Source organism: Bacillus sp. I-2, from assembly GCF_001974945.1.
Classification (GTDB): domain Bacteria; phylum Bacillota; class Bacilli; order Bacillales; family Bacillaceae; genus Bacillus; species Bacillus safensis.
In genome coordinates, this window is record NZ_LZRW01000032.1 from 22357 (window position 1) to 48332 (window position 25976).

The following is a 25976-nucleotide window of genomic DNA, read 5'->3' on the forward strand; positions in this document are numbered from 1 at the left end:
ACGATGGCAAAAATGACATCAAGGCAGCTTGCGAATGAACTCAAAAGCCGTCTGACGAACGACAGCTGGTCACACGAGTTTGACCGGGAAAAAGATACGCTTCGTATTGAAGATAAACAAACAGGCAAAGGCATCACACTAGAGCTCCCGCCAATTATTGCAAAGTGGGAAGTAAAGCCTGATGAAACCATCGATGAGATCGTTTATTATGTGAAAGAAGCGCTGAGTGCCATGAAAGGCGAAGCGCAGCACATTTCAGGAAAAGAAAAGCAGATCTATCCAGTCATTCGTTCCACTTCCTTTCCTGAGGCATCCAGTGATGGGATTCCGCTCGTGTTTGATGAGCATACAGCAGAAACGAGAATCTACTATGCACTTGATCTTGGAAGCACCTACCGATTAATTGATGAAAAGATGCTTCAAAAGGAAAACTGGACAAAAGAGCGAATCAGAGAAACCGCCAGCTTCAACGTCCGTTCGCTTAAAACTGTAGTGAAAATGGATGAAGTGGCAGGCAACCGGTTTTATTTCTTCCGTGCAAATGACGGGTATGACGCCAGCAGACTTTTAAATGAGTCGTTATTACAAGAATACGCGCAAAAAATAGAAGGACAAATGGCGATTTCTGTTCCCCATCAAGATGTATTCATCATTGCAGATGTTCGCAATGATTCAGGCTATGATATTTTAGGACAGATGTCGATGAGCTTCTTCGCCAGCGGTACGGTTCCGATTACCGCATTGTCATTTTTATATGATGAGGGTAAGCTTGAACCGATCTTTATACTTGCAAAAAGCAGACCAAAACAGCAGTAGAAGGGAATTTTGAAGAATGAACGTTTTTTATAATGCAGAAGGTGTAGGCGACACACTCCTTATCTCATTGAAAGATGTAACGAGAGAAGAAGTAGGTCATGAGACGTTTGGAGATGTTGTACGAATCTTCAATCAAGAAACAAAAGAAACAACAGGCTTTAATATCTTCAATGCATCCACTTACATGAAAATTGAAGAAAACGGATCTGTCCCGCTTTCTGAAACCATTGTTCAAGATATCAATGAAATTTTAAACCGTAACGGTGTCAGTGAAACGTTGACTGTGGATCTATCACCAAAATTTGTTGTCGGCTATGTGAAGGAAAAAGAAAAGCATCCGAATGCAGATAAATTAAACATTTGCCAAGTTGATGTGGGCGATGAAACCTTACAAATCGTGTGCGGTGCACCAAACGTTGACCAAGGCCAATATGTCGTGGTTGCGAAGGTCGGTGCAGTGATGCCAAGCGGTATGGTCATCAAAGATGCTGAGCTAAGAGGCGTTCCATCAAGCGGCATGATCTGTTCAGCGAAAGAGTTAGATCTTCCAGACGCACCTGCTGAAAAAGGGATTCTTGTTTTAGATGGAAGCCATCAAGCTGGCGAACCCTTTAAAGCGTAACCTCCCATAAACGGGCACATAGGAGCGAAGAATGTGTTATACCAAAAGTCACTAAGTACGTACTTAGTGACTTTTTTTCATCTATAACAGAGATGTACAGCATAAAGCGGCACTTTTCTCGCTTTTCTGCATGAAAAAGCAATGGTATACTAAAAATCGCCCAAGAAAACGTAAGGGGAGTTAAAGTGAGTGATAAATGATGAGTTGGTTAGATAAATTTTTTAGTGTATTTTTAGGAGAAGAAAAAAAAGAAGAAAAAGCTGCAAGACCTGAAGAAGATCTAGCTGCACCAAAGCAGCCAGCTTTTGAACAGCATAAAGAATATAAAAAAATCGAAGATACGAAAGTGTATTATGAATATCCAAAAGGCAACTTTCGCTTTCCTCTCGTTCCTGATGAACCTCAGCGTGATGGAGTGAAGCCGGAGAGAAGACGCGTGAAACCAAGTCAGCCAAAGACCAAGCAGACAACCTATCAGCCTAAACAAACGCTTCAGCCTGATATGAATAAAAAGCCATTCAAGCCAGAGCAAATTCCATCACCGATCTATGGCTATCATCAGGATATGCGTCCAAAACGGGCAGATGCAAAAGAAGAAACAGCTTCAGTTCAAAGGAAAGCAGCAGAAGAAACGGCGCAGCGTGTCACACTGTTATCAGAAGAGGCAGAGCGTGAACGGAATGTCAGACAGCAAATGAACATCCCATCTATACAGAAAGAAAAACGTATCGAGGAAATGGTTTCAGCGTCAGCAGAAGAGAGAGCAGATAAGGAGCCAGCAGTAACCCCGCATACATTGCAAGAGGAACTCGCTTATCAAGATCATGTTCAATCGACGATGGAACGTTTAACTGACGAGCCGTTCATCCAGCCAGAAGAAAACGAGCCAGAAGATCTTCATGAAGCTGATTTACATAAGCAGCAAGCAGAAGTCTATCAGAAGCAGCCGATTGAGTCTGAGACGGAACAGACTGTCTCCGGTGATGAAGAAGAAATAAAGGACGAGCCTGTCCATCAGTTTGAAGATCATACTGAGGAAATAGACATGTTGACCTTCGAAACACCGGAACCTTCGCACCCAGCAATTGAAATGGAAGTAGACATTCCAGCAGAAGAAGCGGCGTTAACAGAAAACATTTCAGCAGAACCGGTGGAAGAAGAAGTAGAAGCTAATCCAATAGAAGACAAACTAGAAGAAGAGCCAGCGGCAGCATTTGAAGAAGCTGAGCCAGTCAAACATGACCTGCAGGAAGATCAGCTGGTCCAAGAAGCTGAAATTGAAGAAGATCAAGTGATGCCAGTAGAACAAGTAACAGAGGAACAAACTGCATCTGAACCGGCAGAAACGGTTATAGAGCAGACAGAGCAGCAAGAGCAAACGCAGGAAGTCAAGAAAGAAGAACCAAAACAGACATCTCCGCAGCCACAACGCGCAAGCGGTCAAACCTCTACGGTTCCGTTTAATGTCATGATGTTAAAAAGCGATCAGCGCGTGCAAGGGCAAAAGAAAGCAGCCGATACAAAAGGGTATGTTTTTCCAAGTCTCGCCCTTTTAGACGTACCGCCAGCTCAAAAAGAAGAGGACGGCACATGGGTGAAAGAGCGGGCTGAGCTGCTCAATGCGACACTTAAAAATTTCAACGTAAGAGCAAGTGTGGTTCACGTCACACAGGGACCTTCTGTGACAAGGTTTGAAGTACATCCAGAACCAGGTGTCAAAGTGAACAAAATCACGAACCTGTCAGATGATATTAAACTTAGTTTGTCCGCAAAGGATATTCGAATTGAAGCCCCGATTCCAGGGAAAAATACGATCGGGATCGAAGTGCCAAACCTGCACAGTAAAATGGTGTTCTTAAGAGAAATGATCAGAAGCAGTGCGTTTAGAGACAATCCATCTCCTTTAACAGCGGCACTCGGATTAGATATTTCAGGCCAGCCTGTCGTGGTTGATCTGCAAAAAATGCCCCATGGCTTAATTGCCGGAGCAACTGGTTCAGGAAAAAGTGTCTGCATTAATACGATTTTAGTGAGCCTAATGTTTAAGGCATCACCAGATGAAGTGAAAATGCTCTTAATTGACCCTAAAATGGTTGAATTAGCGCCGTATAATCACATTCCGCATCTTGTGAGTCCTGTTATTACGGATGCTAAGACAGCAACTGCTGCTTTGAAATGGGTAGTGGATGAAATGGAAAGACGCTATGAACTATTTGCACACTCTGGCGTGAGAGAAATTAAACGATTCAATGAGCTTGTGAAAGAAAAACAAATGGGTGAAAAACTGCCTTATCTCGTCGTGGTGATCGATGAGCTGGCTGATTTAATGATGGTCGCACCAAATGAAGTCGAAGAAAGCATCTGCCGAATTGCACAAAAAGCAAGAGCATGCGGCATTCACTTATTGATTGCGACACAAAGACCGTCTGTTGATGTCATTACAGGTCTCATTAAAGCCAATATCCCAACAAGAATTGCGTTTTCTGTTTCAAGTCAGGTTGATTCAAGAACGATCATTGACATGGCAGGTGCAGAAAAGCTTCTCGGAAAAGGAGACATGCTCTTCTTAGAAAATGGCTCCGGCAAGCCGACAAGGCTTCAAGGGAACTTTGTATCAGACCGTGAGATTGATCAAGTGGTGGCACATGTGAGAAAGCAGCGCAAGCCAGTGTTCCTTTTTGAACAGGAGGAACTAATGCTCCAAGGCTCTGCGATTACAGACGAAGATGAATTGTTTATGGATGCCTGCCGTTTTGCCATCGAGCAGAATAGCGCTAGTACATCAAGTTTGCAGCGAAGATTTAGAATTGGCTACAATCGTGCAGCCAGGTTGATTGACATGATGGAGCGCGAGGGCATGATCTCTGGTGCGAAAGGCAGTAAGCCAAGAGAAGTGCTCATGACACTGAGTGACTTAGAACAGTTGATCTAAACAAACCACTTCATTTTTTTCGTAAACATGGTATGATAGCACATAGGTGCAATTTTGTAATTGGACGCTTTTCGCATGTCTGCCAGAACGCTTTTTTATGTAAAATAAGCGGAAACAGGTGTTAGAAATGGGAAAGTTGTCGGATACTAATCATAGTTAATATTGATTAGAATAGGAAGATCGGAAAAAATCTTTATTTGGAGCTGCGATCTGTGATCAGCTAGAGGCAAAAATCACAAGTTGCAAATTGAAATGAGCGTCATATACTGTAAGTCAGATAGACGTTTGTTGGAGGTACAATTATGACTGTTTATCATTTTGTTGGAATAAAAGGGACAGGTATGAGTCCACTGGCCCAAATTCTTCATGATACTGGGTATACTGTCCAAGGATCGGATATCGAAAAACATATCTTTACACAAAAAGCATTAGAAGAACGAAATATTAAAATTCTACCATTTGACCCAGATAATATTCAGCCAGGGATGACGGTCATCGCAGGAAATGCATTCCCTGATACACACCCTGAGATTGAACGTGCCCTTTCTGAAGGGATTCCTGTCATTCGTTACCATAAATTCCTTGGAGAATACATGGATTCATTCACAAACGTTGCGATTACTGGTGCTCATGGCAAAACATCGACAACAGGACTGCTTGCTCACGTCATGCAGGCAGCCAAACCTACTTCGTACTTAATCGGTGATGGATCTGGAATGGGGAAAGAAAACAGCGAGTATTTTGTCTTTGAAGCATGCGAATACCGCAGACACTTCCTCAGCTATCATCCAGATTATGCGATCATGACCAATATTGATTTTGATCACCCTGATTATTTCTCGGATATTGATGACGTGTTTGATGCGTTTCAAAACATGGCGCTTCAAGTGAAAAAAGCCATTATTGCCTGCGGTGATGATGAGCATCTGCCAAAGATTCAAGCGAAGGTACCTGTTGTGTACTACGGTTTCAACGAAGAAAATGATTTCCAAGCACGCAATGTTGTGAAAAATACGGAAGGTACCACATTTGATGTATTTGTACGCAATACGTTTTATGATACCTTCTACATTCCTGCCTACGGAAATCATAATGTCCTCAACTCGTTAGCTGTCATTGCATTATGTCACTATGAGTCAATTGATGTAGAGCTTATCAAAGGCGCATTAACGACATTTGGCGGTGTGAAACGACGCTTTAATGAAAAAGTGGTTGGTGAGCAGGTCTTAATTGACGATTATGCACATCATCCAACTGAAATTGAAGTCACGATTGAAGCAGCTCGCCAAAAATATCCGGACCGTGATATTGTGGCTGTCTTCCAGCCGCATACGTTCACACGTACACAGCAATTCTTAAGTGAATTTGCTGACAGTCTAAAGAAAGCCGACTATGTCTACCTTTGTGATATTTTCGGTTCAGCCCGTGAAAACATTGGGAAGCTGAGCATTGAAGATTTACGAGAAAAAATCCCGCAGGCCCAATTGATTGAGGAAGAAGATACATCTGTGCTGAAAACGCACGAAGATGCGATTCTGATCTTTATGGGAGCAGGAGACATTCAGAAGTATTTGCGTGCTTATGAAAAAGTCGCTGTATAAATGCTTTAAAAAAGTGCCGTTTCACACGGCACTTTTTTTATTTTGAATAAAATGTGACAAAAGGGCTAAATGTGTCAACATGTGGCGCTTTTTTTCGTTCGCTGTGGACAGGAATTAGCGAATAAGTGTAGAATTATTATTCAATCGGTCATTCTAGGCGATGTTTGAATGATACAACGAGAGGGTAATGAATTGAATATGCCCGCAGCAAAGGAGGTATCAGATGATTATTATTCTATATCTAAGCGTTGCACTGATCGCAATTGCTTTCCTCATTCTTGTCATCTATTTGTCCAAAACATTAAAATCCTTACAGCTGACTTTAAAGAATGTTGCATCAACTTTAGAAGGTCTTGAAGGTCAGATGCAAGGGATCACCACAGAGACAGCACAGTTGCTACATAAGACGAATCAGCTTGCTGAAGATATTCAAGACAAATCAGCAAAACTTAACACAGTTGTGGATGCGGTGCAGGGAATTGGCGGCTCGATCAACCAATTTAATACAAGCATAAAGCAGGCAGCTGGTGCGGTTTCTTCATCCGTTGAAAGAAATCAAGAAAAAGTGACGGATGTGGTAAGCTGGAGTAACGCAGCACTTGAAATTTATAAAAAATGGAAACAGCGTAAACACCAAAAATAAACCATATTCGCATAGGAGGAATAATCATGAGCAAAGACGGAATCAATAGCAAAGACTTTTTGATCGGAACACTTATTGGTGGAATTGTTGGTGCAACAACAGCATTATTTTTAGCACCGAAGTCAGGGAAAGAGCTTCGCGATGATTTGAACACCCAAGCGAATGCGTTAAAAGAAAAAACAGACCGGCTCACAACAGATGCAAAAGAAAGAGGCACTGAATATGTGACGATTGCGAAAGATAAAACGTCTGAATTGTCTCAGCTTGTAGCAGAGCAGTCAAACCAGATTTTAGACAAAGTGAAAGACATAAAAGAGCGTGCGGCTGGAAAAGCTAATCACGTGAAAAATGAAGCAGAAGATGGGGCAGCGGATTTGGCAAGCGAAGCATCTGATGTAGCAGATGAAGCAAAAGTAAGAGCACAAGAAGCAAAATCAGAAATTGAAGACGGCATCAAAGATGTCAAAGAAAAAGTAGAACAATCTACTAAAGGCTAACTCTCACTGCTCGAAGTGAAGAAGGAGAACATCATGTCAAAACAACTCATTGAAACAGAAGAACAGTTTGATCAACTAACGAATCAAGATGGGACCTTTGTCTTTTTTAAGCACAGTTTGACATGTCCGATCAGCCAAGCGGCTTTTCAAGAGTTTGAAGCATTTGCGTCTGCACATGAAGACGTGCCAACTTATTTCTTGCAAATTCAAAACACGAGAGAGCTTTCATCCTACGTGGCTGAAAAATCGGGTGTAAAGCACGAAAGTCCGCAGGCACTCGTTTTTAGCGGTGGAAAAGTAAAATGGCATGCTTCTCACTCAAGCATTACAAAAGAAGCGCTTGAACATAATCTGTAAAAGAAAGAAACGTCAGCAGCGGCTGACGTTTTTTTTATAAAAAAGGTTTACTTGAACGAAAAGTATGCTATAATCTTACATACAATACTTTATCGCTTAAAAGCGTTTGGGTAATAAAGAAAATTTTCGTGACAATTCCGAAATCTTTGTTTATAATAAACCCTATCATGCAAGAATGAAAAAATAAAAAGCGAGAGCAGGCAGAGGAAAGGATGACAAAAATGAGCAACAATGAACTAGAAAAATTGAGGCAGCAAGCAGATGAACTAAATCTTCAAATTCTAAAACTGATCAATGAAAGAGGAAACATTGTCAAAGAAATTGGAAAAGCAAAAGAAGCGCAAGGTGTCAACCGTTATGATCCTGTCAGAGAGCGCACAATGCTGAACCAAATTCTTGAAGAAAATGATGGGCCATTTGAAAACTCAACGATTCAACATATTTTCAAAGAGATTTTCAAAGCAGGTCTAGAGCTTCAAGAAGATGACCACAGCAAAGCACTTCTTGTTTCTCGTAAGAAAAAACCAGAAAACACAATCGTGAACATCAATGGGGAAGCGATCGGTGATGGAAAGCAGCGTTTCATCGTTGGACCATGTGCCGTTGAAAGCTACGAGCAAGTCGCAGAAGTAGCGGCAGCAGCGAAACAGCAGGGATTAAAACTACTTCGCGGTGGCGCATTTAAACCTCGCACAAGTCCATATGACTTCCAAGGACTTGGTGTAGATGGTCTAAAGATTCTAAAGCGTGTAGCGGATGAATACGGTCTTGCTGTCATTAGTGAAATTGTCAATCCTGCTCATATTGAAGAAGCGATTGAGCATATCGATGTCATCCAAATTGGGGCACGTAACATGCAAAACTTCGAACTGTTAAAAGAAGCCGGTTCCGTGAAGAAACCAGTTCTTTTAAAACGCGGTCTTGCAGCGACCATTTCAGAATTCATCAATGCAGCTGAATACATCATCGCCCAAGGAAATGATCAAATCATCCTTTGCGAGCGCGGTATCCGCACATACGAAACAGCGACAAGAAATACACTAGATATCTCTGCAGTGCCAATCTTGAAACAAGAGACACATTTACCAGTCTTCGTTGATGTGACGCATTCAACTGGACGTAGAGATCTTCTCCTTCCAACAGCAAAAGCAGCTCTTGCGATTGGAGCAGACGGTGTCATGGCAGAAGTACATCCAGATCCATCTGTTGCTCTATCTGATTCAGCGCAGCAAATGGACATTCCACAATTCGAAAAATGGTTAGATGCGTTAAGACCACTTGTCAATATTCACGCGTAATCATAGATAGAAATAGCCGCCGGATGACTGCCCGGCGGTTTTTTTTATGGAAAAAATACCATGAGGTTTGGGAATGAAAGGAAGAAAGCACATTGCAAGCCCAAAAAGTGCTTGTTCACAATGTTTTCATTTTTAAAATTCGATAGAATCTGCTAAGATCATTGTCATAGCTGGCGTTCTCGATGATTTTTTATGAAATATGATTCAAATTACAGGTAACAAGCTGATTAAAGTTTGTTTAATTTAGTTATAAAAAGAAAGGGAACGTTTTCATATGACAAAAAAACGTGTATAATTTCATAAAAGAATGTCATTTTGATGTAGATTGAAAAATTATGTGTCTCTTTTCATCGTTTTAATGACAAATAGGATATTATTTTCCTCGTATCTGACATGTCTCTATCCAATTGGTGAATGCTATAGATATGAAGTGTATTTGAAGGAGTGATTTATGTGAATAATGTTACAATATATGATGTAGCAAGAGAAGCAAATGTAAGTATGGCAACGGTATCACGCGTAGTAAATGGTAATCCAAACGTAAAACCAACAACAAGAAAAAAGGTGCTTGAAGCGATTGATCGCCTTGGCTATCGTCCGAATGCAGTGGCACGAGGCCTTGCAAGTAAAAAAACAACGACAGTTGGGGTCATCATCCCTGATATTTCTAGTATCTTCTATTCGGAATTAGCACGCGGTATTGAAGATATCGCCACGATGTATAAATACAACATCATTTTAAGCAACTCAGATCAAAATACGGATAAAGAGCTTCATTTGTTAAATACGATGCTTGGCAAACAAGTAGACGGAATTGTCTTTATGGGCGGAAACATCACAGATGTACATGTGGAAGAGTTTAAGCGCTCTCCTGTACCGATAGTGCTTGCAGCATCTGTTGAAGAACAGGCTCAAACACCATCTGTTAACATCAACTATGAGCAGGCGATTTATGATTCCGTTCAGCTGTTAGTTGAAAAAGGACATAAACGAATTGCGTTTGTTTCTGGTCCGATGTCAGAACCAATTAATTCCGTGAGAAAGCTAGCAGGTTATAAGCGTGCGCTTGAAGAAGCGGGTATCGCGTTTGACGATGCACTTGTCGCTGAAGGCGATTACTCTTATGACTCTGGAATTGAAGCACTTGCTCATCTGCTTGAGCAGTCTGACAAACCGACAGCTGTTATCGCAGCTACAGATGAAATGGCACTAGGTGTCATTCACGGAGCACAAGACAGAGGGGTCTCCATTCCTGAAGATTTAGAAGTGATTGGCTTTGATAATACAAGACTTTCTCTCATGGTGCGTCCTCAGCTGACAACAGTTGTTCAGCCAACATATGATATTGGTGCTGTTGCCATGAGACTGCTCACAAAACTGATGAACAAAGAACAAGTGGACGATCAAATTGTTGAGCTTCCGCACAGAATTGAAGAAAGACAATCAACAAAATAAAACAAAAAAAGCAGGCTTACCTTATGAGGGAAAGCCTGCTTTTCTTATGCCTTTTTCTTTTCTCTTCTAACAGGCATGAGTGCTTTTTCTACTGTTTGAGCATTTTTTTCTGTGATTTCTGCTTTTCTTGGGATCGGTGGATATAAATCGTTAGGGTCTCTCCACGTGGATGGAAGGGTAACAGGCGATTGCTTATTCCATGCCTGAATCCAGTTCTGAGGGAGCTCATCTGGCGGTGTAATGCCTTTCATCTCAAGCCAAATGCGGCTCCACGCTCTTGGAACGACGCGCCAAATATCATATCCCCCTCCGCCAACAGCGATCCACTTGCCGTCACAATATTGATGAGCAAGTTCATGGGCAAGTCTAGGAATTTCTTCATATATTTTCATCGTGGCAGATAAATGAGTTAACGGATCATAGTAGTGAGCATCTGCCCCGTTTTGCGTCAAAATCACATCTGGTTTAAAAAAAGCAGCAATTTCAGTCACTGCTGTTTGGTATGCTTCGAGGAACGATTCATCTTCCGTAAATGCATCTAGCGGAATATTATAGGCGTAGCCATAGCCTTTATCGTGGCCTCTTTCCTGTACTTGTCCGGTTCCAGGGAACAAGTAGCGTCCCGTTTCATGAATGGAGACTGTACATACCTCTGGGTCGTCATAGAAGCTGAACTGGACACCATCGCCGTGATGAGCATCCGTATCAATATATAAAATTCTAGCGCCATAAGTCTTTTGAATATATTGAATCGCCACAGAGCTGTCATTATAAATACAAAAGCCAGATGCACGCCCTTTGAATCCGTGGTGAAGCCCGCCTCCAAGATTGAGGGCATGCTGCGAATGACCGAGCATCACTTGATCAACCGCTGTTAATGTTCCGCCAACAAGGAGAGATGCCGCCTCATGCATGCCTGCGAACATCGGTGTATCTTCAGTGCCAAGACCGTAGCGTTCACCCTCTGCTGTAGACAGCTTTCCTTCACTTGCCCGCTGCACAGCCTGGATATAATCTGCTGTATGGACGAGCTTTAATTCCTCCAGAGTAGCCATACGCGGTGCGATGATTTCATCATCTGTTAACGCCTTCATTTTTTGAAGAAGATCATAAGTTAAGTAGACCCGAAGCTGATTGAAAGGATGATCTTGGTTAAATTGGTACGTTTGAAAAGATGGTGAAAAAACAAAGGTCGCTTCCTTCATTTGATCGTCTGCTCCATAGGCCAGAGCACCTTATAGCCTTTTGCGCGAATCAGCTTCGTCACATGATCTGCATGAATGGTTTGAAGGCGGAAGACGAGCACTTTAGATGCCTCATTGGCATGCGGGTACACAAGCACACTCAGCAATTGAATATGCTGCTCCTTTAAAATGGCTGTAATGTCTGCGAGGCCTTCTGTCATCTGCTTCACTTCAACCTCTAAGTGCGACCCAGGCTGATCTGCACCTGTCAGTCTTACAAACGTACGAAGCAGATCTGTTTTTGTGATAATGCCTACAAGCTTGCCGCGTCTCACCACTGGAAGACAGCCAATTCCGTGCTCAAAAAAGACACTTGATATCTCCTCAACGAAATCAAGCGGGTGAGCAGTGATCGTCTCTAATACCATGATCTCTTCTACCGGCCGCTGAATAAAGAGCTTCCTTTTCTCTGTTTCAAAAATACTTGGACTGGCATTTTTAATATCCCGGTCTGTCACCATCCCAATGACAGATCTTTGATCAGATACGATCGGAATATGCCGGATGTGGTGTGCACTCATTTTTTGAATGGCCTCTTCAATCGTATCGGTTTTTCGCAGCGTGATCACATCACGCTCCATAATTTGTTCAATCATCATTGTTTACCAATCCCCTTTGCCAAAAAAACGAATTGAACGTTAATACATAAAGCGCTGATGGAAGCGAAGACGATCGAAACGCTCGATCGAATCAGGACTCACATGTTTCCCAATTCTGGCCATTAAACAATTGGCTGGATGTGAGCTGATTTCTGGCTCGTCTGTTGCAAACCAGACAAGACCGCCTGCGTTCATCATTTTCTCCATCATTTTGCGGTACTCCCAAACGTTTTTCTTTGTCCCCTTTAAATCCCAATGCCAGTAATATTCAGTTGTAATGATGATGTAATTCTCCATTTGTTCATCCATCATGCTCACATCAAGCAAATGCTTGCCAAGTGAGCATCCTCTAAATGGAGGAGCGACCTCAATCGCGCCAAGCTCAATTAAATTGTCCATTTTGCCCTCTGACCAGCGCTCAAGTGGATCAGGATACAAATACGTGACATAGCCTACGACGAGCTCATTCGCTCTTGCAATGATAATACGTCCTTCTGGAAGATCTGCTATTTCAACAAGTGCTTGTTTCTGTTCCTCAGGCGTGCGAAATGCCGTTAGTCCTTCATGAAACGTATAGTTCGCAAGCTCTGATGCAGGTACCGGTCCTTCAATCAGGATGGAACCTGTTTCTCGCTCAATGGTTTTTGAATAATAAGTTTTAGGATGCTCCACGTATCCACCGCCCCTAATTCTAGTGAGTCGTCTCTATTCTATCTTAAATCTTGCAATAATTAAAACGGTTTCATCAGAAGTTTTTTAAAAATTGAGAAAAAAAGTCATCTATACTATAATGGTCATTGTAAACGTATGCAAAGGGGGACTGTTTGATGAAATTGGAAACGCTACCATCAGTAAAAGGGGATTATCATTTAAATGATTATGAGCAGGCATACAAAGATTTTTCATGGGAGGAAGCTAGAAAAAACTTCTCCTGGTATGAAACAGGAAAAATAAATGCAGCCTATGAAGCGATTGACAGACATGCGGACTCGTTTCGTCAGAACAAGGTGGCGCTTCACTACAAAGATTCACAGCGGGATGAAAAGTATACGTTCAGGGATATGAAAATCAACACAAACAAAGCGGGGAATCTATTCAGAGAAAAGGCACATGTGGAAAAAGGGGATCGCGTGTTTATCTTTATGCCAAGATCACCTGAGCTCTATTTTCTTCTGCTTGGTGCAGTTAAAATTGGAGCGATCGTTGGCCCATTATTTGAGGCATTTATGGAAGGTGCCGTCAAAGACCGTTTAGAAAATAGTGAGGCTAAGGTGATCGTGACAACACCGGATTTGCTTGAGCGAATTCCATTTGCAGAGCTTCCGAAGCTTGAATCTGTCATCATTGTCGGCGGTGAAAACGAAGACGTCGATGGCGTGCGGACAATTCACTATGAAAAGGCGTTTGAGGAGGCAGCAAAGGAGCTTGAGATTGAATGGATGGATGAAAAAGACGGCTTCCTGCTTCATTACACATCAGGATCTACTGGTACGCCAAAAGGTGTGCTTCATGTCCATGGTGCAATGGTCCAGCAAGGTCAGACTGGTAAATGGGTGCTTGACTTGAAAGAAGATGACGTTTACTGGTGTACAGCTGATCCAGGCTGGGTTACAGGCACAGTGTACGGTATTTTTTCACCGTGGTTAAATGGGGCGACGAATGTGATTTTAGGCGGCCGGTTTAATCCTGATACGTGGTATGAAACCATTGAATCACTCGGTGTAACCGTTTGGTACAGTGCCCCGACCGCCTTTAGAATGCTCATGGGGGCAGGGGATGATCTTATTCAAAAATATGACCTCAGCTCGCTCCGCCATGTCTTAAGTGTGGGAGAGCCACTTAATCCAGAAGTCATCCGCTGGGGAGATGCTGTTTTTGGCAAACGGATTCACGACACTTGGTGGATGACAGAAACCGGAGCACAGCTGATTTGTAATTATCCATGCATGGACATCAAGCCAGGCTCGATGGGAAAACCGATTCCAGGCGTAGAAGCGGCGATTGTCGATAATGCAGGAAATGAACTTCCGCCATACCGGATGGGCAACCTTGCGATTAAAAAAGGATGGCCTTCTATGATGCATACGATCTGGAACAATCCTGAAAAATATGAATCTTACTTTATGCCGGGAGATTGGTATGTTTCAGGAGATTCAGCTTATATGGACGAAGACGGATACTTTTGGTTCCAGGGACGTGTCGATGATGTCATCATGACGTCAGGAGAGCGGGTCGGTCCATTTGAGGTGGAAAGTAAACTGGTCGAACATCCAGCTATTGCGGAGGCTGGTGTCATTGGAAAGCCAGATCCGGTCCGCGGTGAAATTATTAAAGCATTTATAGCGCTTAGAAGTGGATATGAGCCGACAGATGAGCTGAAAGAAGAGATTCGTACGTTTGTGAAAAAAGGACTCGCAGCACATGCGGCACCGCGGGAAATTGAGTTTAAAGACAAACTGCCGAAAACGAGAAGCGGAAAAATTATGAGACGTGTGCTAAAGGCGTGGGAGCTGAATTTACCTGCTGGCGACCTTTCGACAATGGAAGATTAAATTTTTCATCAGTTGACTTGATATCAAAAGTGTGTTAAAAATGACATTAGTTGAATATGAAAAGGTTTTGACTGAGATTCAGTAGAATGATCTTTCCCTGTTGAAGAGAGCTGACGGCTGGTGCAAGTCAGTACAAAGAGATATTCGAATTACCCTCACGAACCGCTTTTACGAAAAGGAGCATGCCCTGATTAGTGAAAGAACGGATCTGTCCGTTATCAGTGTAAGTGAAAAGACGAGATTTTTTGTCTTTTAAGCAGGGTGGTACCGCGATATATATCGTCCCTTCGTTCATTCGAAGGGGCGTTTTTTATGTTGAATTGTAAAAAAAGGAGATTTGGAAATGAGTCAATTGATGGAAGAGCTATCGTTCAGAGGATTAATTCAGCAGCAAACTGATGAAGAAGGTTTAACAAAATTGTTAGCAGAAGAGAAAATCAAACTATACTCCGGTTTTGATCCGACAGCTGACAGCTTACACATTGGTCATCTATTGCCAATTTTAACATTACGCAGATTCCAAGAAGCAGGTCATCATCCGATTGCTCTTGTTGGCGGCGCAACTGGACTCATTGGTGACCCTAGCTTCAAAAAAGCAGAACGTTCACTCAATCCAGCAGAAATCGTAGAGCAGTGGTCAGAAAAAATCAAAGGACAGCTGTCTCAATTTCTTGATTTTGAAGCAGGCGAGAATCCAGCTGTCATCGTGAATAACTACGACTGGATCAGCCAAATGAATGTCATCACGTTCCTTCGTGATATTGGAAAGAACTTCGGTGTAAACTTCATGCTGGCAAAAGATATCGTGAGCTCACGTATCGAAACAGGGATTTCTTACACAGAATTCAGCTACGTCATCCTGCAGTCTTTAGATTTCTTAAACCTTTACAGAAATGAAAATTGTAAGCTGCAAATCGGCGGAAGTGACCAGTGGGGAAATATCACATCTGGACTTGAGCTGATCCGTAAGTCTGAAGCAGAAGGGGCAAAAGCATTCGGTCTGACGATGCCGCTTGTCACAAAAGCAGATGGCACAAAGTTTGGTAAAACAGAAGGCGGCGCCATCTGGTTAGATAAAGAAAAAACGTCTCCATACGAGTTCTACCAATTCTGGATCAACACAGATGACCGTGATGTCGTGAAATACTTAAAATACTTTACGTTCTTATCAAAAGAAGAGATCGCATCGTACGAAGAAAAAGTGCAAACAGCACCTGAAAAGCGTGAAGCGCAGCGCCGTCTAGCAGAGGAAGTGACAACACTTGTACATGGCCGTGAATCACTAGAACAGGCTGTTAACATCTCAAATGCGCTATTTAAAGGTGAGATCAAATCTCTTACAGCTGAAGAAGTGAAAGTAGGCTTTAAGGATGTTCCATCAATGGAGAAAAGCAGCACAGAAGAATTAACACTAGTCGATATCCTTGTGGAATCAAAGCTGTCTCCATCAAAGCGTCAAGCACGTGAAGATATCACAAATGGTGCTGTCTCCATCAACGGAGAGAGACAAACAGATAAAGATTATGTTCTTTCAGCTGACGACCGAATTGAAAACCAATTTACTGTTTTAAGAAGAGGGAAAAAGAAATACTTCCTCGTGACGTATAAATAAAGTATGAAACAGTAAGCATCATGGAAAAGCCCCTCAAATGTTCGTGTACATTGAGGTGCTTTTCTTTTTTATGTAGAAGTAGCTTATTCGTCTGCTTCTTGTTCAAGGAGTGAATCTTTGTTTGTATAAGCATGTTCTACCTTACAAATTCGAGTTGTATAGGATTCATACCAATCTTTTTTCCCCTTTTTTTGAACACGTTGATGTGCTGTGTGTGCTTTCCATTCTTTGATGGCTTCTAATGAATCCCAATAAGAGACAGTGATTCCAACACCATGTTCATCTCGTACACTTTCTATTCCAAGAAACTCATTTAGATCTTTCGCTAATTCTTCCAATTTTTGAGCAGCCGCATCGTATTGTTTCTGTTCGACATTTGTTCGTTTTGATGTGAAAATCACGGCATAATAGGGTGGTGAAGGTGTTTGAGTAAATAGCATTTAGTAGAACCTCCTTTTGTCTATTTGACATTATATATGAAAGAAAGAGGGTCTCGTAGTCTTTTTGTTTTAATTTAAAAAAGTCCAAGGTGCTTTTTGATTATTTATATTTTTGTAAAATCATCTCATAAACATTACCTTGTTCACTTTTCTGACATATTTTTCTTGTATAAAATAGAGTCGTATAAGATGAATAAGGGGGAATGAAAGTGATGTTCGTTAAGAAAAGGAGTTTGCAAATTCTCATTGCGCTTGCATTGGTGATTGGTTCAATGGCTTTTATCCAGCCGAAAGAGGTGAAGGCGGCTGAGCATAATCCAGTTGTGATGGTGCACGGCATTGGTGGTGCCTCTTATAACTTTTTTTCTATTAAAAATTACTTGATTGGACAAGGCTGGGATCGAAACCAATTATATGCTATTGATTTCATAGACAAAACAGGAAATAACCGCAACAATGGTCCGCGTCTATCGAGATTCGTCAAAGATGTGTTAGACAAAACGGGTGCCAAAAAAGTAGATATTGTGGCTCATAGTATGGGCGGGGCGAACACGCTATATTATATTAAGAATCTAGATGGCGGCGATAAAATTGAGAACGTTGTCACAATTGGTGGAGCAAACGGACTCGTTTCAAGCAGAGCATTACCAGGCACAGATCCAAATCAAAAAATTCTTTACACATCCGTCTATAGCTCAGCAGATCTTATTGTCGTCAACAGCCTCTCTCGTTTAATTGGCGCAAGAAACATCCTGATCCATGGCGTTGGCCATATCGGTCTATTAACCTCAAGCCAAGTGAAAGGGTATATTAAAGAAGGACTGAACGGCGGAGGACAGAATACGAATTAAAAAACAAAAAAAGACAGCGGCATATGCTGTCTTTTTTTATGTCAGTTGGCACATGGCGGCTGCTAGGTAAAAGAGATATTGATAAAGGAGGCAAAACGATGATGCAAAAACAGACAAAACATCGTACATAGCCAAATAAAAACATGTACAAAACGATCCTCATTCCTTACACTACATGTAGTGAATGTGAATATTCGGAGGTGGGCGTTTGTGAAAACGAATCAAAAGGCTTTTATCATTGTAGATGTACAAAAAGCGTTCGAGCATGAAAAATGGGGAGAACGCAATAACCTAGGGGCAGAGGGAAATATCAGCAGGCTATTGGCGTTTTGGCGAGAGAAAGGCTGGAAAGTGATTCATATTCAGCATACATCCGACAATCCGGACTCTGTATTTCATCCAGCAAATGAAGGGCACCTTTTCAAAGATATGGCTAAACCGCTAGAGGAAGAAACAGTGATACAAAAGAAAGTCAACAGCAGCTTTATAGGTACAAGCTTGGAGGAACAACTAAGGTCAAATCAGATTGACACGGTCGTAATTGCAGGATTAACAACCCCTCACTGCGTATCAACGACCACAAGAATGAGCGGAAATCTTGGCTTTGATACGTACTTGATCTCAGATGCAACAGCCGCATTTGGACTAACAGATCAAAACGGTACATATTTTGACCCAGAAACGATCCACCGGCTCTCACTTGCAACCCTGCATGATGAATTTGCGACTGTCATGACAACAGAGCAGCTCATCGCAAAATGGACAAGTCCAGAATGAACGTTTGAAAGCTCCTAGGAAGAAATCTAGGAGCTTTTTTTATGCTAAGTATATGTGTCCAGCGATTGTTTTCGTTGTTTCTTACGTGAGTAAACGAGATCAATCTCAATAAATAAAAAACTGACAAAGAATGATAAAATCAATACGCCGTCATCCCCTATCGATACATTCATTAAGTTTAAGTAAAGGACATACTTGATAGAGAGATATAAAACGATCCAAGAACTCACCCATTCCAAAGCATAAGTGAGCCATACAGGAAGTTTAAGGAGATAAGCCAGTCCTTTTCCTATGAATAGAAGGACAGGTGACCAAAAAACGACGATAACACTCACGAACAAAGAGAAAGAGATCAAAGAAAAAAACGAATCATACGTGATGGTTTCTCCAAAAAGAAAATTCACGCCTAGAACGGTGATGTATAGCAATACACTTGAAACCGCGATCACAAAGCAGATAGAAAAAAAGAGCAGGAAGATAAACAGACTTGCAGCAAATCTATTGGGTGGCTCATCTATAATCTGTTTTTTTCTTAGAAGAGAATAGGCAATCACTGATAAGGTTAAAAGTAAGAATAGAATAATCGTGATACTATACATGGAACTCCTCCATCTAAGTACTATAGAAGACCATACGACTGATATGTCATCTATCATGATTGTACCAATAGAAAAAAGGAACTTCAATGAAATATTTCCTATATTTGTATATAAAAATAGAGACAGGTTTGATTGAAGTAGAAATGGAGGGGATGGTCGAGGAAAAGTGGTTTTTGAAAATGGGAGGTTTCTTCCAATAATCTCATGTATAATAGAGAATGTACAAATGTACGGCTTACTCAAAGGTGGTCTTGGCTAAATCCCCTTGAAAGGGGGTGACGCCTATGTCAACTTTTCAAGCATTATCCCTTATGTTTTTATTTGGGATGTTTATACTTGCTTTGTTGACGTATATAGACAAAAAGAAATAGACCACCCTTTGAGCCTAGACAACTTGTAGGGTAGGTCCATTTATTGCGTACCTTCTAGCCAGCTCACTTTGAGCCAAGCATTTGTGCATTGCCGGGATGTGACAGCATCCTGGCTTCTTTTATTTTACGCTAAGTCTATTTGTATTATAACATAAAAAGGATGCGGTTAAACACTGTCATACATTTGCTTTTACTTTATATGTTTGACCCGAAACAAAAAACCCTAGAAATCCTTGAACAATCAAGGGATCTAGGGTTTGTTTGCTCTGTCTTAGAGAAGTAATGAAATTAACGAGAGTAGAACTCAACGATTAGTTGTTCGCTGATTTCAGGCGCTAATTCAGAACGCTCTGGAAGACGAGTGAAAGTTCCTTCAAGCTTTTCAGCATCGAAAGAAAGGTATTCAGGAACGAAGTTGTTTACTTCAACTGATTCTTTCACTACTGCAAGGTTTTGAGATTTCTCACGAAGAGCAATCGTTTGACCTGGTTTCACAGAGAAAGATGGGATGTCTACACGGCTTCCATCAACAAGGATGTGACCATGGTTTACTAGCTGACGAGCTTGGCGGCGAGTGCGAGCAAGGCCAAGACGGTATACTAGGTTGTCAAGGCGAGTTTCAAGAAGGATCATGAAGTTTTCACCTTGTTTACCAGGAAGTTTAGCAGCTTTGTCATATAGTGTACGGAATTGACGTTCGTTGACACCGTACATGTGACGAAGCTTTTGCTTCTCTTGTAATTGTAAACCATATTCAGAAAGTTTTTTGCGTTGTCCTGGACCATGTGGGCCTGGAGCGTAAGGGCGTTTTTCAAGTTCCTTACCTGTTCCGCTTAATGAAATGCCTAAACGGCGGGAAATCTTCCAACTTGGACCTGTATAGCGAGCCATAATGTGACTCCTCCTTATTGTTTTTATTTGTGAAAAATAAAAACCGTCTGTTCTTCCTCTTTTTCGTCATTATGTTTTCATGCATCCTCGCTCCAGCAGCAGGGAGTTACAAGATACACCTTCATAATATAGAAGGAACAAAATGATACAAAAAAGCCGAACAAAAAGGCTGCCATATTTCACACAAACTCTATTATATGACGCTGGGTAGGAGAAGTCAACCTATTTAGAGGCAAAGGTGACGTTCTTCATTATATAAAGAAACATAAAAAAGCAGACAATGTGCCTGCTTTTTCTGCATGATTACGCATCCGTAGAGACGGATAACGCCTGTTGGAGAATTTCTGTAAATTGAATAAGGTAGGTCTCATCTACTTCACTGAAGCGGTCTTTCACAGGGCTGTCAATATCGAGTACCCCAATGATCTGTCCATTGACCTTGAGCGGAATGACTATTTCAGATTGCGATGCGGCATCACAGGCAATATGTCCAGGGAATGCATGGACATCAGCGATACGCTGCACTTCACCTGTCGCAAAGGCTGTACCGCAAACGCCTTTTCCAGAAGGGATGCGCACACATGCAGGCAGTCCGTTAAATGGTCCAAGCACAAGCTCGCCGCCCTTTGCTAAATAAAACCCGGCCCAATTGACTTCAGGAAGTGAGTGATAGAGTAGCGCAGCTGCATTTGCCAAGTTGGCAATCAGATCAGGTTCACCATTTGTAATGGCTTCTACCTGTTTGACAAGCAATTGATAGTCTTTTGAAGGATCGCCAGACTGTTTTTCGACATGAAACATGAAAATCTCCTACTTTCTATCTTAAAAATACATAACTTGCGTCTCGCATGTGGGATTTGTCGAGCAATTGTAAAAGGAACTTCCGCCTTCATCTTGAAGTATGTACACATGAAGAGGGGTGAGCGGATGAAAACATCAACAACCGTGCAAACAAAAGATCGTATTATGGATGCTGCCATCAGACTTTTTAACCAAAAAGGATTTTCTGGAACCTCTGTCCGTGAGATTGCGAAGGAAGCAAACGTCAACGTTGCCCACATTTCTTATTACTTTCAAGGAAAAGGAGGGCTGCTTGAGCAGCTCGTATCCGATTTTTATGAAGGCTACATTCACATGATTGAATCACATCTCCATCACATGGAAACCCGTCACGCAAAAGAATGCTTACTACATGTGGTTTTTGATATTTTATCTTATCAGCACAAGCACCGTCAATTAACCCGTTTCGTTTATCGGGAGGTGACGATTGATTCGACACTCATCAGAGAAATCATGTCGACATATTTAACAAAAGAAAAGTATTTGTTTCAGCTTATCATTGAAAAAGGAAAAAGCACCCATGTTATTTGTGAGCAGCTTTCACTCGCATCCTTTATGATTCAGCTAAAATCACTTCTCATGATGCCATATTTACAGCCGCAATATTTAACAGAGGTGCTTTATTTGAACCCAAGTGAGCCGTATTTCTATCAAATGTACTTTAAGGAGCTGAGCCGCTCGCTTCATTATCTGCTAGAACCAAAAGAGCCGGCACTAGATTCTCATCTGAACCTCATGATGTCCTCGAATTGATCATACGCATATCCGAGATCTTCCGCTTGATGGGCATCAGAGCCGAATATGAGCGGAATTTTTTTCTTTTTGGCAAGGTCAATCATCCATGAATCTAAATAGATACTTCTGGCATATGTTTTACGAAGACCTGATGTATTAAAATCTAAGGACATGCCTTTTTTTGCCGTTTCTTCAAGGCAAAGGGTGACCTTTTGACAAAGTTCAGGTGACATTTCATATGGAAAAAGCTGTTTGAATTTCTGGACAAGGGTGATATGACCGATTCTCTTTGGCTTATATTGGCCTAAAGATGATAGAATAGAAGAATGAATTTGGTCATAGTAGCATTGATAGACCTGTTCGATGCTGCCATAGATGCTTATTAGCTGCTGGAAGGCATGCTCGTCAAAATCAAGGCAAATATAATCATCGCCAGCAGGAAGAAAGTGAACAGATAAAATGGCGTCGTCTAGTTCTGGACCGTAGCAGTCTAAAAAGGTTCTTGTTTCCTCTTCATACTCTTTGATAAAGTCAACCTCAAGCCCAGTTTTTACTACTAATTGTCCTTTGTATTCTTGTTTCAGCTGAGCCAGTTTCGTTATATACGCTTCAAGGTCTTGGAGCTTCATGGCACTATCCTGCTCAGGTGTTGGATCTTGAAACGATGGAGGCAGCGGGGCATGCTCGGTAAAGGTTATGGAATCAAATCCCTTTTTAATGGCTTTTTCAATATAAGAATGAAAAGAATCAAGCGAACCGTGCGGGCAAAACGGTGTATGTAGATGTGCATCTTGTTTCAGCATGTCGTCACCTCTTGTCGATATTTTGAAAAACGTGATGTTTATCAGCGAAAATAATGAAAAATCATGACCAAAAATGCTGGTTACATGGTATCATAATAACAATGAAAACGACAGCTTCCGCATACATAAAAGCAGGTCACATTGATACGTGTGATCAAATGATAGAAAGCGCACAAATACTTTCTTGAAAAAACATACATAAAACCGTGAATGGATGGTATTGGAAAACATACGATCCTGCTTATAAAAAAACAAATGCAAAGCGGACACGAAAGGGTTCTCAGGTCTACTCGGGACACTTTTACCCTGACATCACTTAGATCACAACAAGGGGGCTCATTATGGAGTTAATCATCGGTTTAATTGTCATTTTGCTTGCTTTGTTTTCAGTCGGTTATTTCCTGCGAAAAAATATATATAAAGAGATTGACCGATTGGAAGCATGGAAAATTGAAATTTTAAACAGATCAATTGTAGAAGAAATTTCAAAGATCAAACATTTAAAAATGACCGGAGAAACAGAGCAATTTTTTGAAAGATGGCGTGCAGAGTGGGACGATATTGTCACAGCCCATCTTCCAAAGGTAGAGGAGCTATTATATGATGCAGAAGAGTATTCTGATAAATATCGATTCTCCAAAGCCAAGCAGGTCCTTACGCACATTGAGGACTTGCTGAGTGCTGCTGATTCGAACATTGAAGACATTTTAAAAGAGATTGCAGACCTTGTCACAAGCGAGGAGCAAAATCGCAAGGACATTGAAAAGGTCAAAGAACAATATCAAACAGTTCGAAAAAATCTGCTTGCGTACAGCCATTTATACGGCACCCTTTATGACAAAATGGAGCAGGACTTAGATGAAGCCTGGGAAGGGATCAAGCAGTACGAAGAAGAGACAGAAAACGGCAACTATATGAAAGCAAGAAAGATTTTGCTTGAGCAAGACCGCAGACTCGATCAGCTTCAGCTGTATATCAATGATGTACCGAAGCTCATTGCAGACTGTAAACAAACCGTACCAGGCCAGCTGACGAAGCTGAAAGACGGATATAAAGAAATGACAGACAAAGGCTACAAGCTCGAGCACATCCAGATCACTAAAGAGCTTGAGAACTTAAACAAACAGCTGACCCGTGCGGAAAAACTACTGATTGATGAACTCAATCTGGAAGAAGCATCAAGCATTTTGCAAATGATTGATGATGCCATTCAGACGCTGTATGATCAGCTGGAAGCGGAAGTAGAAGCAGGTCAGGAAATCAAAAGCAAAATGCCTGAGCTGACGGAAGCATTTGAAAAGCTCGAGCAGGATCACACCCAAACAAAGGCAGAAACAGCTCTTGTAAAAGAAAGCTACAAACTGACAGCCGGAGAGCTTGATCAACAGAAGGCGTTCGAAAAACGCTTAGAAGAAATTGAAAAGCTCATGAAACAAATTCGCGAGAAGCTTGATCGTGACCATGTCGCATATTCATTATTAATGAATGAAATCAATCAGCTTGAGACCTTTATCGATGATGCAAAAGCATTGCATGATACATTTAAGGATCATCTTCAATCATTAAGAAAAGAAGAGCTGCAAGCGAGAGAAACACTGGCTGAGCTCAAAACGATGCTGACAGATACAGTGCGTCAGCTGCAAAAAAGCAATATTCCAGGTGTACCTGCTGATATGAAAGAGCAGGCTGAAAAAGCGCAGGAGATGATTCAGCAAGTGCACGAGCAGCTGGAGAACCTGCCGCTCAACATGCCAGCTGTGAATGGGCAATTAAAAGAAGCCTCCAACACAGTGAGACATGTTGTGAATGAGACGGAAGAAATGCTCACTAAAGTGGATCAAATTGAACGAATCATTCAATATGGCAATCGTTTTAGAAGCCAAAATCATATTCTTTCAGAACAATTAAAAGAGGCAGAGCGAAGATTTTATGCGTATGATTATAACGGTTCATTTGATGTAGCAGCAGCAGCTGTTGAAAAAGCATCACCTGGAGCCGTTCAGAAGTTATTAGCTCAGCACGAAAAAGAATATCAGCATCAATAAAAAAGCTGAAGTCCATTGATAGGACTTCAGCTTTTTTTGTATTATGATGCCTGTTTCTGGCGTTCTTCTGAAGCAGAAGAAGTGAAAAGTGAGATCACGAACCCAATGGCGACTCCAAGTATCGCAGGAACAAGCCAGCCAATGCCAAGGTCATAAAAAGGCAGCACTGTTTGGAAAATGTCTTTTACTGGACCGATTGGAAGCTTTGCTGCTGCTAAGCCGTCAAATAAGCTGACGCACCCTGTTAAAATTAACGAGAGGACATATACAGGTCTTCTATGTCCAAGCCATTTATCTGCAAGTGATAGAACGATGATCACAATCGCCAGCGGATAAATCGCTGTTAAGACTGGAACAGAGAAAGCAACAATATGAGCAAGTCCAAAGTTAGAAATGATGAAACTAAATAATGTAACAAGTGTCACGACCATTTTATATGAAAGCTTAGGAAGTAACTTCGAGAAATACTCTCCACATGATGTGACAAGACCGATACTTGTTGTTAAACAAGCGACTGTGATGGCAGCACCTAATACAATATTTCCTAGACTGCCGAAAAGGAACTGAGAAGACTGTGCTAAGATTTTGCTTCCATCTCCAACGAATCCAATGGCATGTGTACTAGAAGCACCTAGATATGCAAGTGACAGGTAAACAAAGGCTAATCCAGCAGCTGCAATCAAACCTGCTTTGATACAAGCAGAAGCCAGTGCCTTTTTACTTGTCACACCGCGTCCTTTAATCGCGTTGATGACAACAATTCCAAATACAATAGAAGCAAGAGCATCCATCGTTTTATAACCCTCTAAAAACCCTTTGAAAAACGATCCGTTGCTATAAGATACATCTGGTGTACCAATGACGCCCATCGGTGTCAAAATGGCTTTGACAATGATAATAAAAATGATCGTAAATTTAATCGGTGTTAATATTTTCCCTACACGATCCACGATTTTCGTTGGATTTAAAGCAAGGTAATACGTAATACCGAAAAAGACGAGTGTAAATAAAAGAAGAGACAGCCAAGCTGGCACACTTGATAAAAATGGTAATGCTCCAATCTCATATGAAACTGTTCCTGTACGCGGAATAGCGAAAAGCGGCCCAATGGATAAATATAAAATGACGGTGAATGCTGTTCCAAACACTGGGTGAGCCTTATCTGCAAGTCCTTTTGCATCACGCCCTGTTAAAGCAATCGCAATAATCCCGAGTAGAGGTAAACCGACACCTGTTAATAAAAATCCGCCCATTGCTTTCCATACATTTGTTCCGGCATATTGCCCAAGCTCTGGTGGATAAATCATATTTCCGGCGCCGAAGAATAAAGCAAATAACATAAAACCTATAATAATCGTATCTTTCGTCGACAATGTTGCCTTCATTGAATATAAAG

At 41.5% G+C, this 25976-nt stretch carries 25 protein-coding genes and 1 other annotated feature; of the genes, 16 read left to right on the forward strand and 9 right to left on the reverse strand.

Annotation, left to right across the window (positions count from 1 at the left end; genetic code table 11):
• Positions 1–3 precede the first annotated feature (3 nt).
• The 9 genes from BAE31_RS09145 (at position 4) to ccpA (ending at position 10221) form a co-directional block, all read left to right on the forward strand.
• Complete coding sequence (locus BAE31_RS09145; RefSeq protein ID WP_076840277.1) at positions 4–816, forward strand: DUF1444 domain-containing protein; 813 nt, start codon at positions 4–6, stop codon at positions 814–816.
• A 16-nt stretch (positions 817–832) separates the two neighbouring features.
• Positions 833–1438, forward strand: a complete 606-nt coding sequence (gene ytpR, locus BAE31_RS09150; protein ID WP_024424858.1) for a YtpR family tRNA-binding protein — start codon at positions 833–835, stop codon at positions 1436–1438.
• 196 nt (positions 1439–1634) lie between these two features.
• Positions 1635–4370 carry a DNA translocase FtsK gene (locus BAE31_RS09155; RefSeq protein WP_076840278.1) on the forward strand — a complete coding sequence of 912 codons (2736 nt, stop codon included), beginning with the start codon at positions 1635–1637 and terminating at the stop codon, positions 4368–4370.
• A gap of 302 nt (positions 4371–4672) precedes the next feature.
• Positions 4673–5971 (forward strand): UDP-N-acetylmuramate--L-alanine ligase, encoded by a 1299-nt coding sequence (murC, locus tag BAE31_RS09160; RefSeq protein WP_025092288.1) that lies wholly within the window; start codon positions 4673–4675, stop codon positions 5969–5971.
• Between the two features lie 223 nt (positions 5972–6194).
• On the forward strand, positions 6195–6614 hold the full coding sequence (locus BAE31_RS09165) for a DUF948 domain-containing protein (RefSeq protein ID WP_024424855.1): 420 nt from the start codon (positions 6195–6197) through the stop codon (positions 6612–6614).
• Positions 6615–6640: 26 nt separating this feature from the next.
• The gene (locus BAE31_RS09170; RefSeq protein WP_076840279.1) at positions 6641–7111 is read left to right on the forward strand and encodes a YtxH domain-containing protein; all 471 of its coding nucleotides are present in this window, start codon (positions 6641–6643) and stop codon (positions 7109–7111) included.
• A 33-nt stretch (positions 7112–7144) separates the two neighbouring features.
• Positions 7145–7468 carry a bacillithiol system redox-active protein YtxJ gene (gene ytxJ, locus BAE31_RS09175; protein ID WP_046312088.1) on the forward strand — a complete coding sequence of 108 codons (324 nt, stop codon included), beginning with the start codon at positions 7145–7147 and terminating at the stop codon, positions 7466–7468.
• A gap of 221 nt (positions 7469–7689) precedes the next feature.
• Positions 7690–8766 carry a bifunctional 3-deoxy-7-phosphoheptulonate synthase/chorismate mutase gene (locus BAE31_RS09180; protein WP_034279528.1) on the forward strand — a complete coding sequence of 359 codons (1077 nt, stop codon included), beginning with the start codon at positions 7690–7692 and terminating at the stop codon, positions 8764–8766.
• 453 nt (positions 8767–9219) lie between these two features.
• Positions 9220–10221, forward strand: coding sequence for a catabolite control protein A (gene ccpA / locus BAE31_RS09185; protein WP_024424851.1), 1002 nt, complete (start codon positions 9220–9222; stop codon positions 10219–10221).
• Positions 10222–10265: 44 nt separating this feature from the next.
• On the opposite strand, the gene BAE31_RS09190 is transcribed toward ccpA, so the two are convergent.
• Genes BAE31_RS09190 through BAE31_RS09200 form a run of 3 tightly spaced genes read right to left on the reverse strand, consistent with a single transcriptional unit; the run spans position 10266 to position 12736 of the window.
• Positions 10266–11426, reverse strand: coding sequence for an acetoin utilization protein AcuC (locus BAE31_RS09190; RefSeq protein ID WP_076840280.1), 1161 nt, complete (start codon positions 11424–11426; stop codon positions 10266–10268).
• A complete protein-coding gene (locus BAE31_RS09195; RefSeq protein ID WP_076840281.1) occupies positions 11423–12064 on the reverse strand; it encodes a CBS and ACT domain-containing protein in 642 nt (213 codons plus the stop codon). Before BAE31_RS09195 ends, BAE31_RS09190 begins: the two co-directional genes overlap by 4 nt.
• A gap of 39 nt (positions 12065–12103) precedes the next feature.
• Positions 12104–12736 carry a GNAT family N-acetyltransferase gene (locus BAE31_RS09200; RefSeq protein ID WP_024424848.1) on the reverse strand — a complete coding sequence of 211 codons (633 nt, stop codon included), beginning with the start codon at positions 12734–12736 and terminating at the stop codon, positions 12104–12106.
• A 155-nt stretch (positions 12737–12891) separates the two neighbouring features.
• Here BAE31_RS09200 and acsA point away from each other — a divergent pair, with 155 nt between their 5' ends.
• Positions 12892–14616 carry an acetate--CoA ligase gene (gene acsA / locus BAE31_RS09205; RefSeq protein WP_025092287.1) on the forward strand — a complete coding sequence of 575 codons (1725 nt, stop codon included), beginning with the start codon at positions 12892–12894 and terminating at the stop codon, positions 14614–14616.
• Positions 14617–14674: 58 nt separating this feature from the next.
• Positions 14675–14906, forward strand: a binding site (T-box leader).
• 53 nt (positions 14907–14959) lie between these two features.
• A complete protein-coding gene (gene tyrS, locus BAE31_RS09210; protein WP_024424846.1) occupies positions 14960–16228 on the forward strand; it encodes a tyrosine--tRNA ligase in 1269 nt (422 codons plus the stop codon).
• 83 nt (positions 16229–16311) lie between these two features.
• Here tyrS and BAE31_RS09215 read toward each other — a convergent pair whose 3' ends face one another.
• Positions 16312–16668, reverse strand: a complete 357-nt coding sequence (locus BAE31_RS09215) for an antibiotic biosynthesis monooxygenase family protein (RefSeq protein WP_076840282.1) — start codon at positions 16666–16668, stop codon at positions 16312–16314.
• A 209-nt stretch (positions 16669–16877) separates the two neighbouring features.
• Here BAE31_RS09215 and BAE31_RS09220 point away from each other — a divergent pair, with 209 nt between their 5' ends.
• Together BAE31_RS09220 and BAE31_RS09225 are read left to right on the forward strand one after the other, a co-directional pair.
• Positions 16878–17519, forward strand: a complete 642-nt coding sequence (locus BAE31_RS09220; protein WP_163114906.1) for an esterase/lipase family protein — start codon at positions 16878–16880, stop codon at positions 17517–17519.
• A 210-nt stretch (positions 17520–17729) separates the two neighbouring features.
• Entirely contained in the window at positions 17730–18296 is a 567-nt protein-coding gene (locus BAE31_RS09225; protein ID WP_076840284.1) for a cysteine hydrolase family protein, read from the forward strand.
• 44 nt (positions 18297–18340) lie between these two features.
• Here the strand turns inward: BAE31_RS09225 and BAE31_RS09230 are convergent, their stop codons facing one another.
• Positions 18341–18895 (reverse strand): hypothetical protein, encoded by a 555-nt coding sequence (locus BAE31_RS09230; RefSeq protein WP_041107273.1) that lies wholly within the window; start codon positions 18893–18895, stop codon positions 18341–18343.
• A 284-nt stretch (positions 18896–19179) separates the two neighbouring features.
• On the opposite strand from BAE31_RS09230, the gene BAE31_RS19915 reads away from it, so the two are divergent.
• Entirely contained in the window at positions 19180–19266 is an 87-nt protein-coding gene (locus BAE31_RS19915; protein WP_017358303.1) for a putative holin-like toxin, read from the forward strand.
• Between the two features lie 288 nt (positions 19267–19554).
• On the opposite strand, the gene rpsD is transcribed toward BAE31_RS19915, so the two are convergent.
• Together rpsD and BAE31_RS09240 are read right to left on the reverse strand one after the other, a co-directional pair.
• The gene (rpsD, locus tag BAE31_RS09235; protein WP_024424838.1) at positions 19555–20157 is read right to left on the reverse strand and encodes a 30S ribosomal protein S4; all 603 of its coding nucleotides are present in this window, start codon (positions 20155–20157) and stop codon (positions 19555–19557) included.
• Positions 20158–20460: 303 nt separating this feature from the next.
• Entirely contained in the window at positions 20461–20958 is a 498-nt protein-coding gene (locus BAE31_RS09240) for a GAF domain-containing protein (RefSeq protein ID WP_046312074.1), read from the reverse strand.
• Positions 20959–21084: 126 nt separating this feature from the next.
• Between BAE31_RS09240 and refZ the strand changes: the two genes are divergently transcribed.
• Positions 21085–21750 carry a forespore capture DNA-binding protein RefZ gene (gene refZ, locus BAE31_RS09245; RefSeq protein WP_024426169.1) on the forward strand — a complete coding sequence of 222 codons (666 nt, stop codon included), beginning with the start codon at positions 21085–21087 and terminating at the stop codon, positions 21748–21750.
• Here refZ and hisJ read toward each other — a convergent pair.
• Complete coding sequence (hisJ, locus tag BAE31_RS09250; protein WP_076840285.1) at positions 21720–22535, reverse strand: histidinol-phosphatase HisJ; 816 nt, start codon at positions 22533–22535, stop codon at positions 21720–21722. The two genes, refZ and hisJ, sit on opposite strands and share 31 nt — an antisense overlap.
• Positions 22536–22876: 341 nt before the next feature.
• On the opposite strand from hisJ, the gene ezrA reads away from it, so the two are divergent.
• Positions 22877–24580: a septation ring formation regulator EzrA gene (ezrA, locus tag BAE31_RS09255; RefSeq protein WP_076840286.1), complete on the forward strand. Its 1704-nt coding sequence runs from the start codon at positions 22877–22879 to the stop codon at positions 24578–24580.
• Between the two features lie 41 nt (positions 24581–24621).
• Here ezrA and brnQ read toward each other — a convergent pair whose 3' ends face one another.
• A complete protein-coding gene (gene brnQ, locus BAE31_RS09260) occupies positions 24622–25965 on the reverse strand; it encodes a branched-chain amino acid transport system II carrier protein (RefSeq protein WP_076840287.1) in 1344 nt (447 codons plus the stop codon).
• Between the last annotated feature and the right edge of the window lie 11 nt (positions 25966–25976).

Excerpts from the sequence above, each read along its gene's own strand:
- BAE31_RS09145 (WP_076840277.1), top strand. The coding sequence starts at position 4 with ATGGCAAAAATGACATCAAGGCAGCTTGCGAATGAACTCAAAAGCCGT.
- ytpR (WP_024424858.1), top strand. The coding sequence starts at position 833 with ATGAACGTTTTTTATAATGCAGAAGGTGTAGGCGACACACTCCTTATC.
- BAE31_RS09155 (WP_076840278.1), top strand. The coding sequence starts at position 1,635 with ATGATGAGTTGGTTAGATAAATTTTTTAGTGTATTTTTAGGAGAAGAA.
- murC (WP_025092288.1), top strand. The coding sequence starts at position 4,673 with ATGACTGTTTATCATTTTGTTGGAATAAAAGGGACAGGTATGAGTCCA.
- BAE31_RS09165 (WP_024424855.1), top strand. The coding sequence starts at position 6,195 with ATGATTATTATTCTATATCTAAGCGTTGCACTGATCGCAATTGCTTTC.
- BAE31_RS09170 (WP_076840279.1), top strand. The coding sequence starts at position 6,641 with ATGAGCAAAGACGGAATCAATAGCAAAGACTTTTTGATCGGAACACTT.
- ytxJ (WP_046312088.1), top strand. The coding sequence starts at position 7,145 with ATGTCAAAACAACTCATTGAAACAGAAGAACAGTTTGATCAACTAACG.
- BAE31_RS09180 (WP_034279528.1), top strand. The coding sequence starts at position 7,690 with ATGAGCAACAATGAACTAGAAAAATTGAGGCAGCAAGCAGATGAACTA.
- BAE31_RS09190 (WP_076840280.1), bottom strand. The coding sequence starts at position 11,426 with ATGAAGGAAGCGACCTTTGTTTTTTCACCATCTTTTCAAACGTACCAA.
- BAE31_RS09195 (WP_076840281.1), bottom strand. The coding sequence starts at position 12,064 with ATGATGATTGAACAAATTATGGAGCGTGATGTGATCACGCTGCGAAAA.
- acsA (WP_025092287.1), top strand. The coding sequence starts at position 12,892 with ATGAAATTGGAAACGCTACCATCAGTAAAAGGGGATTATCATTTAAAT.
- tyrS (WP_024424846.1), top strand. The coding sequence starts at position 14,960 with ATGAGTCAATTGATGGAAGAGCTATCGTTCAGAGGATTAATTCAGCAG.
- BAE31_RS09215 (WP_076840282.1), bottom strand. The coding sequence starts at position 16,668 with ATGCTATTTACTCAAACACCTTCACCACCCTATTATGCCGTGATTTTC.
- BAE31_RS09230 (WP_041107273.1), bottom strand. The coding sequence starts at position 18,895 with ATGTATAGTATCACGATTATTCTATTCTTACTTTTAACCTTATCAGTG.
- BAE31_RS19915 (WP_017358303.1), top strand. The coding sequence starts at position 19,180 with ATGTCAACTTTTCAAGCATTATCCCTTATGTTTTTATTTGGGATGTTT.
- rpsD (WP_024424838.1), bottom strand. The coding sequence starts at position 20,157 with ATGGCTCGCTATACAGGTCCAAGTTGGAAGATTTCCCGCCGTTTAGGC.
- BAE31_RS09240 (WP_046312074.1), bottom strand. The coding sequence starts at position 20,958 with ATGTTTCATGTCGAAAAACAGTCTGGCGATCCTTCAAAAGACTATCAA.
- refZ (WP_024426169.1), top strand. The coding sequence starts at position 21,085 with ATGAAAACATCAACAACCGTGCAAACAAAAGATCGTATTATGGATGCT.
- hisJ (WP_076840285.1), bottom strand. The coding sequence starts at position 22,535 with ATGCTGAAACAAGATGCACATCTACATACACCGTTTTGCCCGCACGGT.
- ezrA (WP_076840286.1), top strand. The coding sequence starts at position 22,877 with ATGGAGTTAATCATCGGTTTAATTGTCATTTTGCTTGCTTTGTTTTCA.
- brnQ (WP_076840287.1), bottom strand. The coding sequence starts at position 25,965 with ATGAAGGCAACATTGTCGACGAAAGATACGATTATTATAGGTTTTATG.